Source organism: Fusibacter sp. 3D3, assembly GCF_001748365.1.
Classification (GTDB): domain Bacteria; phylum Bacillota; class Clostridia; order Peptostreptococcales; family Acidaminobacteraceae; genus Fusibacter_A.
In genome coordinates this window covers 79,286-93,424 of record NZ_BDHH01000015.1, presented here as the reverse complement: position 1 = coordinate 93,424, position 14,139 = coordinate 79,286, and the positions used below count along the sequence as shown (strand labels likewise).

Here is a 14,139-nt window from a genome sequence, read left to right as displayed (position 1 = left end):
CTTACCTCCTATATATTGAAATGCCAATTTTGCCGTATTTTTTTGTTTTTATTAAAGAAAAAGCGGTTTCATGCTCGGAGATGTCTACATCACTTATGTCATGCTCAACAACTATTATACCATTTTCGCAAAGTAAATTATAGTTTTCCAAGTGAGCCAAACCTTTTTTTATATGACCTTTCAAATAGGGTGGGTCCATGACGACAATATCGAAAGGGCTCCCCTTATAGGTCGACAAAAATGAATAGACATCTTCACCTTTTAGTAAAGATTTCTCCAAAAAATTTGTCTTTTTCAGATTTTTTCCAATGATCATTTTGGCTTTTGGATTGTTTTCACAAAAGACAACTTGATCCGCACCTCTGCTGATGAGCTCAATCCCAAGCGCACCCGATCCTGAAAATAAATCAAGGCATACAGAGCCATAAATTTGATTTTGAATCATGCTAAACAAAGCCTCTTTAACACGATCTGTTGTTGGTCTGGTTTCGAGGCCATCTATAGTCTCAAGCACCATGCCTCTTGCGCTACCTGAAATAACTCTCATTTTTCACTTCCCGCGTCTTATTATACCCATTTACAAAGTAAAGGTTTCATTTATTTCGAGTCTAAGCTTATCAATATACTGAATCATCTCTGTATTTCCAAGCTGATATTCAGCAATTACTATTTTAACATGTTTTTGCGCTTCTAAAAGTATTTTTTTATGTTTTGACAAATCCGCTAATTTAAGTTCTGGCAATCCGTGTTGTCTCACACCAAAAACTTCTCCAGACCCCCTGAGTTCAAGGTCCTTATCTGCAATTTCAAATCCGCTGGTTTCATTAACCATCGTCTCAATTCTAGCCTTAGCATCTTTGGATAATTTTTCACTTAATAAAAAACAATAGGATTGTTCATCGCCTCTTCCGACTCTACCTCTGAGCTGATGGAGTTGCGAAAGTCCAAATCTTTCAGAATTTAGAATAACCATAACAGAGGCGTTGGGTACATTGATCCCCACCTCAATAACGGTTGTAGAGACCAAAATATTAATTTCATTGCGCTTAAAAGATTCCATGATCAAATCTTTTTCTTTAGTCTTCATCTTGCCGTGCACAATGCCGACATTAAAATCATGAAATCTTTCTTTAAGGGCTTCATAGTGAGCCGTTGCAGAGGTTAAATCAAGTGTCTCTGAATCCTCTACCAGTGGACAAACAAAATAAACTTGTCGGCTAGCTTCAAGCTTTTCGCGTATGAAGACATACATTTCTTCCAGTTTTGACGGTCTCACAAAATGTGTTTTAATGGGTTTTCTGCCTGCAGGCATTTCATCCACTATAGACACATCCATATCACCATATAGAATCAAAGAAAGTGTTCGTGGGATGGGCGTTGCAGACATTATGAGCACATGTGGATTATCCCCCTTTTGGGAAACGATGGTTCTCTGCCTCACTCCAAATCGATGTTGTTCATCGGTAATAACCACACCCAACGCTTTAAACAGAACATCTTCTTCCAACACAGCATGCGTTCCTATGACAACATCTACAGTTCCGAGTTCAATATCCGCTTTTACACGCTTCTTTTCCTTAGCAGAAACACCAGAATCTAAAATCTCAACCTTATATTTTTCACCAAAATACTGCTTAAAGCTCTCATAATGTTGTCTGGCCAATATGGCAGTAGGTGCCATTAAAACACCTTGCTTTTGATTTCTAAGTGCCATTAAAAGCGTTAAAAAAGCCAGTATCGTCTTGCCCGATCCAACATCCCCTTGTATCAAACGGTTCATCGAGTTCCCAGATTTCAAATCTACTTTGATGTCTTCAAAAGCCTTTACTTGCGCATTGGTGAGCTTGAAAGGCAAATGCGTCATAAAGTCTGATACCTCTTGATCCATTTCAAGACGGTCTGCCTTTGCTCTATGATAATTGTTTTTAAGTACAATCAGTTTGAGTTGAAGTGTGAACAACTCTTCATAAATCAACCGATATCTGGCAACTTTTAAGGTTTGTTCATCTTTGGGGTGATGAATCTGATAAAGCGCATCTTGTAAGGTACAAAGCTTCCCTAGAGCCGTTACTGACATCGGTAAAGTCTCTTCGACAATTGGACTTAAAAGACCTGCTACTTGCTGATGTAATCTCACAAGATCCGATTGATACAAGCCCAACGTGGAAGCATATACGGGTAAAATAGACAAAAATAATTTATCATCTGCTCGAGCATACTCGGGATGCATCATCTTAAACAGGGCACCCATTTTTTCAATTTTTCCAAAAAAATAATAAAGCTCATTCGTTTTAAAAAAGGATTGAATATACTGGGGGGAAAAAAATACAATCTCTCCATGATGAAAACTATCCATAACTTCCAAAATCATAATCTCTTTTTTGGATTTATTCACCACTTTAAACCGAATGCTCAGAACCTTTGCTCTTATTGTCACATGAACTTGATCCGGTGCTTCAGAAATATTGACAATTTTCCTCCGATCTATATATCTAACTGGAAAATCATAAAGGACATCTCTATAAGTTGACAAACCTATTTTTTTCAATTTTGCCGCTTTTTTATCCCCAATTCCCTTTAAATTGTTTAAAGGCATATTAAACACTTTATCACCTCTTATGTAGCAAATTTCATTATAACCAACCTAAAACGCACTCAAATTAGATTGAGTGCGCTGAAGGTATCTTTTATTCAATCGAAATAACATAAAAGTATAGGGGCTGTCCACCTCTGTACGTTTCTACTTCAAAATCACTGTATTTTTCTTCGACGAGAGCAGCCAAAGCGAGTGCCTCATCTTCTGTAACATCCGCTCCATAATAGAGTGAAATAATTTCAGAAGCCTTATCAACAGTACTTTCGATCGCACGCATAATGACGTCTGTCTGCACTTTACCAGAGGCTTTAATTTCTCCATCAGCCACTGCCAAGTAATCATCTTTCTCAATGACCATCTCGTTAAAAGTTGTATTCCGAACGGCATAAGTTACCTGAATGGTTTTAACCGTATTAAGACTCTCAGTCATAACCGCATGATTCGTTTCAGCCACTTCTTCTTTATTGAAATTGAGCATTGCTGTTATGCACTGCGCCATGGTCTTCGTGGGAATTACATAGACCTCTTTTTCACTGAGGGTTTTTGCTTGATTTGCTGCCATTATGATATTGCTGTTATTGGGGAACAAAAAAATATGCTTAGAAGGACACTTTTCGATTTCCCTTAAAAAATCCTCCGTACTTGGGTTCATCGTCTGACCACCAAGTATTTTGCCTACGATCCCTAGATCCGCAAATATGGATGAAAACCCGTCTCCCATTGAAACAGCTATAAAGCCATAATCATCCTCATAAGCCAGTACTTCTTCACGTTCTTTGGATTCTTTTTTAAGACTCTCATCAAGAGGCCCCTGATAATGATCGATAATATTACTGTGTTGCTCTTTCATGTTTTCTATTTTGACTTTCTTAAGCACACCATGCTTTAGTGCTTCTTCAAGCGCGATTCCTGGATTGTTCGTGTGAATATGCACCTTAACCAGATCCTCATCTTGAACAAACACAAAACTATCACCCATTTTTTCGATAATGTCTTTCAGCACTTCACCTTGAATCGCATCACCTTGAATAATGAACTCTGTACAATAAGCAAATTTAATATCTTCAGTTGACATAAAATTTTGAGCTGGTGCTTCTTTATTTGCTGTTTTCGCTTCTTCGAGTGGCATCTCTTTGCCTAAAAAAGCATCATAACAGCCGTTTAAAATACATAAAAGACCTTTACCACCAGCATCCACAACGCCAGCTTGTTTTAACACCGCAAGATACTCTGGTGTCTTATCAAGAGTTTCCTCACCACGTCTAATCAAGATGTGTAAAAGCTCATCAATTGCAACTTCTTCTTCCATATATTCCATCGCCTTTTCAGCAATTTTCCGAATGACCGTTAAAATAGTGCCCTCTACTGGTTTTAACACAGCACTGTATGCCGTATCAGCTGCATCTTTCACCGCATGGCACAAATCAATAGAATTTAGTTCTGTTTTACCTTTACAGCCTTTAGCAAAACCTCTAAATATTTGAGATAAAATAACGCCAGAGTTTCCTCTTGCGCCCATTAAAGATCCTTTAGAGATTGCTTTAGACACTTCTTCTACAGTCTCATAGGATTGCTTAACAACAACTTCAATTGCTGAATTCATCGTCAACGACATATTTGTTCCAGTATCACCATCTGGTACGGGAAATACATTGAGAGAATCCACCAAGTCTTTATTTTTATTGAGTTCATATGTGCCTTGCTTAAACATCTTAATAAGCAAATCCGCATTGATTGTCTTTTGATCCACGTGTATTCCTCCTAGTTACTCTTGAACGCGTACGCCTTCGATATTAAGATTCACCTCGAGGACATTTAATCCAGTAAGGTTTTCAACGTTGTATTTTACTTTTTCGATGATATTTTCGGCCACGACTGAAATCTTGGTTCCAAATTGGATAATCACGTATAAAGTAACAATTACACCTGCTTCCTCCACTTTCACTTCAACACCCTTTGAAAGGTGCTCACCTTTTAGTATTTTCGCAATCCCACTTCTTGTAGATTTGTATGTCATGCCTACAAGACCATAACACTCCATAGCAGCAAAAGCTGCGATGGTTGAAACAACATCCGTATCTATAGAAACATCGCCTAATTCATTTTGAATTTTGATTGACATATTATGCCCCTCCTTCTTATTTAAGAGTATTCAATCATTTAATCTAATTTTATAGTAATATCCGCTCAATATCAAGAAAATAAGCATTTCTTACTGCAAATATTACAAAAAAGATTAGAAATAAGGTATTTAAGACTTGAAATAAACGCCCGTCTCTGATAAAATAAGTTTGTTATGTTAAGAGTAATCACTCGAAGGAGGTGTCATAAATGGCAAGAGCATGCGAAATCTGTGGCAAAAGTAAAGTATCAGGAAATACTGTCAGCCACGCTAACAACCATAATAGAAGAACTTGGTCTCCAAACTTAAGAAGCGTTAAAGCTTCTATCAACGGCGGTACTAAGAGAATCAAGGTATGTAGCAGATGTTTACGTTCTGGTAAAGTTGAAAGAGCGGTATAAGCAAACATAAAAGCAAATCATATGGTCATAGACCATGTGATTTTTTTTATGTTTGCTTAATTAGAGTGTCCATTAGGTACGCAAGCTTGAACAACGATTCCGGCGATGTACGCGCTTTTGTTTTAACGCATCAAAAGCAAAAGCAAAGGTAATAGTAATAGTAACCTTTGCTTTTGCTTTACTTTTGCTTTACTTTTGTTTTTTTATTTTATTGACATGATCTCTCTTGCTCTAGAACGGACCTTCAGAATCTCTAGAAAAAATCATCAGTAACTTGCCTGAAGATAAAGTAACCGAAGCATGATCCTTTAAAACTTCATTGCTAATACCAATCGTTTCCCCCAGTTTTATCGTGGCGTTATTTAAAGGGTATTTAAAGCCATCGAGATAAACCCCTGTTACCTGATTCGATATAGGGACAAGGGAGACATATCGATAGGGAATTTCCTTTTTTATCAAAGGATAGACAAGCGGACCCTGAATCAATCTAATTTGATTTTGCAAGTCCAATAGCTCAATATCCACGCCATCACTGTAGCGATTTAAAAGAAGAATCGTCCCCAACATATGATCTAATCTGCCTCCAAATGCACCGATGACAACAAGTTCATTACAGCCCAGTGATTTAGCAGTTTCAAAAGCAAGTTCTGAATCCGTATAATCTTTTTCTATTGGATATACAATCCACTCTGCTTCTTTAAACTTCTCTTTATAGACATCAATATGCTCAATAGAATCCAAATCGCCTAAGATATGCGTTGGGGTTAATCCGAGTGATTCAAGATGATTAGTCCCACCATCGACCCCTAAAACGACCTCTGGATTCTGAGTTTTAAAGCGTTCTTTTAAAATCGCTTTTAATTTACGATAATCTATATACGCACCATTGAGAACCACCAAAGCTATTCGTCTCATTTTACGGCATCTCTAAATGCGAGCACCGTTTCTTTAATGCTATCGGTATTAAAGATCGCCGATCCCGCTACAATAATAGTTGCACCTGCATCAACCACAGCCTTAACATTGTCGAGATTGATGCCACCATCCACTTGAATATCAATTTTAAAGCCCTTTTCATCGATCATAGCCTTCAATCTTTTGATTTTATCAGTCATTGATTCAATATAACGTTGTCCCCCAAAGCCAGGATTCACAGACATAATCAAGACCATATCCACATCAGGCAACACTTCTTCAATACTAGAAAGAGGGGTTCCTGGATTAAGTGCTACTGCCGCTTTTACGCCAAATGATTTTATATACTGGAGTGTCCTGTGAATATGGGGACAAGCTTCAACATGAACATTGATTAAGTCTGCACCCGCTTTCACAAAACGTTCCACGTACTGATCTGGATTTTCAATCATCAAATGGACGTCAACGAACAGGTTTGTCTTGCCTTTTAAAGACATTAAAACCGGAGCGCCAAAAGATATGTTGGGTACAAAATGACCATCCATGACATCCACGTGAAGGTACTCTACCCCTGCATCTTCAACCTCTTTAACATGCTCTAAAAGTCTTGAAAAATCCGCTGACAATATTGACGGTGCTAACTTTACCATTTTTTTTGTCTCCTTTTAAGTTCATTAATTTCATTTAATATATAGAGATAAGCTTCATATCGATCCTTTGAAATCAGGTCCTTTTCAACCGCCTCTTTTACCGTACAGCCGGGTTCATTTAGATGCATGCAATTATCAAAACGACAGGGTTCCTCTTGCATTCTAAACTCCGGGAAGTACTCTTTTAAGTCCTCTGGTTCAACTTCATGCATCGACAGCGAAGTAAAACCAGGCGTGTCTACCACAATGCCCCCATTTTTGAGTGCCATGAGTTCAGAATGCCTTGTGGTATGTTTACCCCTTTTAATCTTGGCACTAATCTCTCCCGTTTGCAAGGTGAACCCTTCATGAACCGCATTGAGCAGAGAAGATTTCCCCACGCCTGATGGTCCTGAGAAGACTGTGATCTTATCTTTAAGATGAAGACTCAGTTCATCTATGCCTTCACCTTCAAGGGCACAGGTTTTAAGTACAGGATAACCTATGCGATGATAAATGGCTTCATACTTTTCATAATCGAAATCCACATCGAGATCAGCTTTATTGAAGCATATGATAATACTAAGCCCTGACTGCTCCGCAAGGACCAACATCTTATCTAAAAGAATCATATTAGGAAGCGGATTTTTTATGGAAAAAACAATGATGGCTTGATTGACATTTGCAACAGTTGGACGTAAAAGTTCAGTTTTACGCTCGTAAATTTCCTCAATCATGCCCAGCTTATTCTCTTCATCAAGAATACTGATTCTTACATAGTCCCCCACAAGTGGCGTCACCTTTTGATTTTTAAACTTACCACGTGCTTTACATTCGTAAATAGAATCATTGAATTTCACATAGTAAAATCCTCCAATTCCTTTAAAGATGATTCCGTAATCCATTTACAACTCCTTTTTTAGAACTCAACGTATTGTGTACTAACCAACTGTCCACTGAAGTAGATGTTAATCACCGCAGAACCAGCACCTTTTATTGTGAATTTGACCTCTTTTTCATCTTTTGTATGCGTTTTTTCATAGACCACTGTTGTGACTTCACCTTGGACCATATCCACTTTTATGGCTTCTGGATCATTGATAAAGGTATCTGTTGGAATTACAAAAAGTCTTGAAGTCAACTCAACACCAGTTGATGGATCTACTTCTGCACCTGTAGCATCAGGGCCCTTACTAATACTTAAATTGACTGAATCACCTTGCTTGGCTTCTGATCCCACCTGCTCATTTGAAATGACAAGCCCTTTCTCAATTTCTGCATTTGAAAGTTCTTCAGTTTTGCCTACTTTTAAGCCCAAATCGTTGAGTTCTTTTTCAGCTTCTGCGAGTGTTTTTCCAGACAAGTTCGGAACAAGTACAGTGGTAATTTTAACGCCTTGGCTTACAACCACATCAACCGTTTGGCCTTCACCGATCTGCATGCCCGCCTTAGGCGTTTGCTCAATGATCATACCAACAGGTAAGTCATCGAATTCGTAAGAAGTTTCTCCAATCGTCAACCCGACATTTTCAATCATTACAGTGGCTTTTTGAAGGGTTTGATGCATCACGTTGGGAATCGTTGCAAGCACAGGTCCATTGCTGATCACAAGACTCACTGTAAAGCCTTCTTTAAGTTCCTCACCTTCTGGCAACGATTGAGAAATGACGTAACCTTGCTCAACATTATTGTCAAACCGCTTTTCTGTCGTGTCTGCTATAAGCCCATTTTCATTTAAAATTCTAATCGCCTCTTCAGAAGTTAAACCTGTAACGTAAGGCATTAGCACCATTTCAGTTTTAAACATATCTTGAATTTTATTGATAGCAAAAATTGAAAAAACAAGTAGTGACAAAAGAAGCGCTGCCAAAACGACCAATGTTGCGTTCAGTTTATTGACAGGCGGTTTCTTCTTCACATTATTGGTCCCCCCATTTGGCATAGGATTTTGCGGTCTGCCATTTGGAGCTTTATTTTGTTGTTTCTTCATTTGATGATTCATAATATCTTCCTCTGTGATCTTCGGGAGCACCATGGTTTCATCGTTTAGATAAATATGCTCCTCAACCACATAATGTTTGTCGTTTCTAACGTGCTTCAAATCTTCAATCAGCTCTTCAACCGATTGATATCTCATATTCAAGTCTTTTTGAGTTGCTTTGTGAATAATCGAAACTAACCCTTCACTTATTTGCTCATTGACAAGCCTTATATCTGGCATCTCGTCTTTCAAGTGCTTTAGTGCCACCGCAACGGGTGTATCCGCCACATAAGGCAATTCCTTCGTTGCGAGTTCATACATCAAAATGCCCAGCGAGTAGATATCGCTTCTCTCATCTACAAAGCCTCCTCGCGCCTGTTCTGGCGAGGTGTAATGCACTGAACCAACAACCTCTTTGGTGTTGACAATCGTTGATTTCGTCGTGGCTCTTGCAATCCCAAAGTCTGCAACTTTTATACTGCCTTGTTCATTTACGAGAATATTTTGAGATTTAATATCTCTATGAATAATATTATTTTGATGCGCATTGTTAAGTGCCGAAGCAATCTGCAAAGAAATATTGATAACCGCTTCTTCTCTCATAAATCCATTCATTTTATTGAGATACTCTCGAAGTGTGTTTCCCGTTACAAGTTCCATAATGATATAATGCATGCCTTGGTCTAAGCCCACATCAAAAATATTGACGATATTGGGATGAGAAAGACTTGCCGCCGATTGCGACTCTTTTTCAAACTTCGTAACAAATTCCTCGTCAGTACTCAGTTCTCTTTTTAAAATTTTAACCGCCACCATCCGGTTTAAGATGAGATCCTTTGCTCTATAAACAGTGGCCATGCCACCTGAACCCACAACTTCTATGATCTCATAGCGTTTATCTAAAACAGTTCCAATGATACTCGTCATGAATATCCTCCTTACAATTCTATGCAAATAACAGTCACATTATCAAGGCCACCGTTTGCATTTGCAGATTCAATTAATTTATTAGGAATGACATCCGGCTCATTGTCCTTAATGATTTCAAATAATGCTTCTTTGCTCAGCATATTGGTCAATCCATCTGTACATAATAGTATATATCGGTATTCAAAGTAAGGCATCTTGGTTTGATAAAAATCAAATTTTTCGTCCACACCCAAAGCACTGGTGATAATGTTTTTATCTGGATGATTTGCCGCTTCTGATTCGCTTATACTGCCAATTTTAATGAGTTCCGCCACAAGCGAATGGTCTTTTGTAATCTGATGAAGCGTTTCTGCATTGACCATATAGAGCCTGCTATCTCCAACATTTGCAACATAAAGCATCTCATGATCTAAATAAGCGATGACCACGGTAGTCCCCATGTTGCTATATTCTGGCTGAGCTTCACCAATTTTTTTTATGGCAATGTTGGCTTCTGCCAAGATGCTTTCGATTTCATCTTCAAATTTAAAGCCGCCCTCAAGACATTTCGCCTTAACTGCTACTTCTATACTTTCACAAGCAATTTTGGCTGCAACCTCGCCTGCATTATGACCACCCATCCCATCCGCTACGATGTAAAGCCCAAGCGTCTCATTTATTAAAATATAATCTTCGTTATTATCTCTTTTCTTGCCTACATCCGTTTGTGAAAATGTTCTCATCCAACACCTCTTATTTAACTTTAATCATTTTTGCAATAAAAAAACCGTCTGTTCCGTGCTGGTTTGGATAAAGTGTGAGCATCTCAGTGTCAGCCAGCAGACCAAGACCTTTCTCTGTCAGTAATGCCCTATTGACAATTGAAAGATGTCCGCCTTGATCTCCATCCAATTCAAACTTAGGATGATGCTCTAAAAACCATCTTACCACTGCTTCATTTTCTTCAAAATTCAGCGTACATGTACTGTAGATTAACGTGCCTTGATCTTTGACATATTCTGATGACGTACTCAAAATTTGTTTTTGAAGTTCAGACAGTTCCAACAGTTCCTCAATGGATTTATTGTATTTAATATCTGGTTTTCGCCTAATAATTCCAAGTCCAGAGCAAGGTGCGTCCACTAAAACCACATCGGCTTTGTGTTCAAGCGCTTTATCAAAGAGCTGGGCATCAAATATCTGAACCTTGATATTATCGAGTCCTAGCCGCTCAACATTTTCCATAATAAGACTGAGCTTGTGCTCGTGTAAGTCCCTCGCATAGACGACGCCAGTATTATTCATAAGTTGCGCTACATGGGTGGCCTTGCCACCTGGCGCCGAGCAAACATCGACTACCGTTTGACCTTCTTTAACATCGGAGAGTATCCCTACGAACATTGAACTTTCATCTTGAACTTGAAAAAAACCTTCTTCAAAACCTGGAACCACATCAATCGATAATGCATTTAATGATTTGATCACTAGGGCATCTTTAATATAACGTGAAGGTTCATATACGACACCTGCCTCGTCCAAGTGTCTCATCAAGGCTTCTTTTGTCGTTTTTAAAGGATTAACTCTGACAATCAAATCGGGACTGTTATTATTGGCTTTTAAAAGCGTCTCTGTAAACGATATGCCAAACTGATCCATCCATCTTTCTACCATCCATTCAGGATGCGAATAAAGAATACTCAAATATGTGCTTGGATGCCTTTTTGCATCTGGAAATTCAATTTTATCTTTCTCTCTGATAAAAGTTCTCAAAATGCCGTTTACAAATTTACCCTGCTCGGGATTGATTTTTTTTGCGAGCTTCACACACTCATCAACCGCAGCTGAATCCGGTACTTTTGACATGAATTCAATTTGATAGAGTCCCATCCTTAAAATAATAACCACTTCATGATGAATCTTTCCAAATCTCAATTTGGATAATTTTCTAATATAAAAATCCAAAAGAATCTTATTTTCCAATATACCAAGCACCAAATAGCTAATAAATCTTCTGTCGATAGAATCCATTTCATATTGCTCAAAATATCGATTTAGAGCAATATGTGAAAATGATTTATCTTTATCAATTTGTCCTAAAATTCGAAGTGCCATCTTTCTTGCATTAACTTTCATACGCCACCCATTTTCTCTTTTTATAAAACTATCCCTAATTATATCAAATCTAATCTCTAATGATAACCAAAATTGATTTTTTAACAAATAAACTTAATATTACATTCGGTGGCATTGTGTATCTCGCAAACAAGAGCTGATTTATTAGCCATTTTTGGAGACCGTTCCTCGGCAATGCTTGCCTGTGGAGCTCCTTCAAAGCCTATTAAATCAGCTCTTGTACTGTCAAGTCACAATTTGAGACTCATTTTCACAAAATTCAAAACATAAACATAAAACATAAAACACAAGACCTCAATCTATGAATCTCGAATAACACTTCGAAATCTACGCCCTAATCTCTGCGGTTTGCCATGAGTAAAAATCGGATGAGTTGTCCGACTGCGATGGCTGCTGCGGCAACGTAGGTCATTGCTGCTGCAGTGAGCACTTTTCTTGCATGACTGTTTTCCTCGTCAACTAAAATACCATATTCATTCATCATTCTTAGTGCTCTTGAACTGGCATTGAATTCAACTGGCAAAGTGATCACTTGAAAGAGCACCGAAAAACTAAAAAAGATAACGCCGATATTGATAAACATAGGTAGCGAAAGTATTACACCCGCAATTAGCAATGGCCATGCTGCTTTTGAGCCCAATTGAGCCGCAGGTAATACTGCTGTTCTAAGAGAAAGTGGCACATAGCCGCCCTCATGTTGTAGTGCATGACCTGCTTCGTGACAAGCAACACTCACAGACGCGACTGAAGGATTGTCATAAACGGGTTCAGACAATCTGATCGTTTTGGATCTCGGATCATAATGATCTGACAAGTACCCGCTGATGCGTTCAACACGCACATCATAAACGCCATTACTTCTAAGCATTTGCTCAGCGGCCTGTGCACCCGTAAGCCCTCTAACATTTCTCACTTTATGATATTTGTTAAAGGTATTCTTAACACCCATATTTGCAAAAAAAGCCAAAATCATTAATATTAATAACATAAAATAGCCACTTCCATAATACATACGATTACCTCCTTAAATAAATTGAGCACCAATTTCAATGGCATGTCCTAGTAAAAATGCACTGCATGACATTCTTTTAGCACTCCCCCATTGAAGCTCTAAAACTTCTAATACAGATGCATCCGCTTTGACTAAAACACTATTTTTTCGAACGCCAATAACCTTGCCACTTTCATTAATGCCATTATAGCGCATAAGTTCTATTGCATCCAAATCACTTAACGTCAAAGCATTCGCTTTATAAATCTTCAATGTTTTCTCCTCATAAACCGTATGTGCCACAGGCCAAGGATTAAAACCTCTTATAAGGTTACAAATCGATTTTGCACTTGCCTTCCAGTTAATTCTTGCGAGGTCCTTATTTAACATAGAGGCATACGTTGACTTTGAATCCTCTTGTTTTTCTGGGATTATACTGTGGTTTGATAGCCCCTCTAAAGTCTTCATCAAGAGCTCTGCGCCCATGCTTGCCAGCTGATCATGAAGCTCACCCGCCATCATCTCATCATCAATTTGAACAACCGATTTAAGAAGCATATCGCCTGTATCAAGACCGGCATCCATCAACATCGTCGTGACACCCGTTTCGGTTTCTCCATTTACGATAGCCCAATTAATTGGAGCTGCGCCTCTAAGCTTCGGCAAGAGCGATGCATGAACATTGACACAACCATACTTCGGGATCTCTAAGATTGCCTTTGAAAGGAGTTGACCATATGCCACAACGACGATACAATCCGGTGCAAGATCGCTTATAAGCTGTGTCCAATCCCCCTTTTTAATGCGTTCTGGCTGAAATACAGGAATATCGTGTGCCTCTGCTATCACTTTAACCGGAGGCTTAGCCATCTGTTTGCCTCTACCTTTTGGCTTGTCTGGCTGTGTAAACACACCGATAACCTCATGATGCTCTATACAAGCTTCAAGTGTGCCTACAGCGAAGTCAGGGGTGCCCATAAAAATAATTTTCATCTATACGTCCTCTTCCGCTTCTTCTATTTGCTTATCAATATAGAGTATACCATTTAAGTGATCAATTTCATGACAAAGTGCAATCGCAAGGAGTTCCTCTCCTTCAACTTCGTAAAAATCACCATACACATCCTGAAATCTCACCTTGGTGTATTCAGGCCGGATCACTTTCCCACTTCTTCCTGGAACACTCAAACAACCTTCAAATTTACACTGTTCTCCATGGGTTTCGATGATCTCAGGATTGATTAATTCAAAAGGCCCTTCATCATCATATAAATCAATCACCACAACACGTTTTAAAACGCCAATTTGAGGCGCTGCTAGACCAACACCCTCAGCATCATGCATGGTTTCTATCATATCCGCCACTAAAAGTTCCAATTTTTCATCAAACTTTGTGACTTTCTTAGATATCTTCCTAAGAATAGGATCATCTTCTAATCTAATGGTGCGTATAGCCATCCGT

At 38.6% G+C, this 14,139-nt stretch carries 14 protein-coding genes; 1 reads left to right on the top strand and 13 read right to left on the bottom strand.

The window, feature by feature from the left end:
* Position 1 precedes the first annotated feature (1 nt).
* The 4 genes from rsmD to F3D3_RS16440 form a co-directional block, all read right to left on the bottom strand.
* Positions 2-547: a 16S rRNA (guanine(966)-N(2))-methyltransferase RsmD gene (gene rsmD, locus F3D3_RS16455; protein ID WP_069875542.1), complete on the bottom strand. Its 546-nt coding sequence runs from the start codon at positions 545-547 to the stop codon at positions 2-4.
* Positions 548-577: 30 nt separating this feature from the next.
* On the bottom strand, positions 578-2,596 hold the full coding sequence (gene recG / locus F3D3_RS16450; protein ID WP_069875583.1) for an ATP-dependent DNA helicase RecG: 2,019 nt from the start codon (positions 2,594-2,596) through the stop codon (positions 578-580).
* A gap of 91 nt (positions 2,597-2,687) precedes the next feature.
* Positions 2,688-4,346 (bottom strand): DAK2 domain-containing protein, encoded by a 1,659-nt coding sequence (locus F3D3_RS16445; RefSeq protein ID WP_139132126.1) that lies wholly within the window; start codon positions 4,344-4,346, stop codon positions 2,688-2,690.
* A 15-nt stretch (positions 4,347-4,361) separates the two neighbouring features.
* Positions 4,362-4,718 carry an Asp23/Gls24 family envelope stress response protein gene (locus tag F3D3_RS16440; RefSeq protein WP_069875541.1) on the bottom strand — a complete coding sequence of 119 codons (357 nt, stop codon included), beginning with the start codon at positions 4,716-4,718 and terminating at the stop codon, positions 4,362-4,364.
* Between the two features lie 209 nt (positions 4,719-4,927).
* On the opposite strand from F3D3_RS16440, the gene rpmB reads away from it, so the two are divergent.
* Entirely contained in the window at positions 4,928-5,119 is a 192-nt protein-coding gene (gene rpmB, locus F3D3_RS16435; RefSeq protein WP_069875540.1) for a 50S ribosomal protein L28, read from the top strand.
* 231 nt (positions 5,120-5,350) lie between these two features.
* Here the strand turns inward: rpmB and F3D3_RS16430 are convergent, their stop codons facing one another.
* The 9 genes from F3D3_RS16430 to def all read right to left on the bottom strand — a co-directional run bounded on the left by F3D3_RS16430 (position 5,351) and on the right by def (position 14,135).
* Positions 5,351-6,034, bottom strand: coding sequence for a thiamine diphosphokinase (locus tag F3D3_RS16430; protein ID WP_069875539.1), 684 nt, complete (start codon positions 6,032-6,034; stop codon positions 5,351-5,353).
* On the bottom strand, positions 6,031-6,684 hold the full coding sequence (rpe, locus tag F3D3_RS16425) for a ribulose-phosphate 3-epimerase (protein WP_069875538.1): 654 nt from the start codon (positions 6,682-6,684) through the stop codon (positions 6,031-6,033). Before rpe ends, F3D3_RS16430 begins: the two co-directional genes overlap by 4 nt.
* Positions 6,678-7,568: a ribosome small subunit-dependent GTPase A gene (gene rsgA / locus F3D3_RS16420; RefSeq protein WP_069875537.1), complete on the bottom strand. Its 891-nt coding sequence runs from the start codon at positions 7,566-7,568 to the stop codon at positions 6,678-6,680. The genes rpe and rsgA overlap by 7 nt, the downstream gene beginning before the upstream one ends.
* Positions 7,569-7,582: 14 nt before the next feature.
* Complete coding sequence (pknB, locus tag F3D3_RS16415; protein WP_069875536.1) at positions 7,583-9,571, bottom strand: Stk1 family PASTA domain-containing Ser/Thr kinase; 1,989 nt, start codon at positions 9,569-9,571, stop codon at positions 7,583-7,585.
* Between the two features lie 11 nt (positions 9,572-9,582).
* On the bottom strand, positions 9,583-10,296 hold the full coding sequence (locus F3D3_RS16410; protein WP_069875535.1) for a Stp1/IreP family PP2C-type Ser/Thr phosphatase: 714 nt from the start codon (positions 10,294-10,296) through the stop codon (positions 9,583-9,585).
* A 10-nt stretch (positions 10,297-10,306) separates the two neighbouring features.
* Positions 10,307-11,686 (bottom strand): 16S rRNA (cytosine(967)-C(5))-methyltransferase RsmB, encoded by a 1,380-nt coding sequence (rsmB, locus tag F3D3_RS16405; protein WP_069875534.1) that lies wholly within the window; start codon positions 11,684-11,686, stop codon positions 10,307-10,309.
* A 334-nt stretch (positions 11,687-12,020) separates the two neighbouring features.
* Positions 12,021-12,698, bottom strand: coding sequence for a zinc metallopeptidase (locus F3D3_RS16400; RefSeq protein WP_069875533.1), 678 nt, complete (start codon positions 12,696-12,698; stop codon positions 12,021-12,023).
* A gap of 12 nt (positions 12,699-12,710) precedes the next feature.
* Positions 12,711-13,670, bottom strand: a complete 960-nt coding sequence (fmt, locus tag F3D3_RS16395; protein ID WP_069875532.1) for a methionyl-tRNA formyltransferase — start codon at positions 13,668-13,670, stop codon at positions 12,711-12,713.
* On the bottom strand, positions 13,671-14,135 hold the full coding sequence (gene def / locus F3D3_RS16390) for a peptide deformylase (RefSeq protein ID WP_069875531.1): 465 nt from the start codon (positions 14,133-14,135) through the stop codon (positions 13,671-13,673). It lies immediately after the preceding gene.
* Positions 14,136-14,139 lie beyond the last annotated feature (4 nt).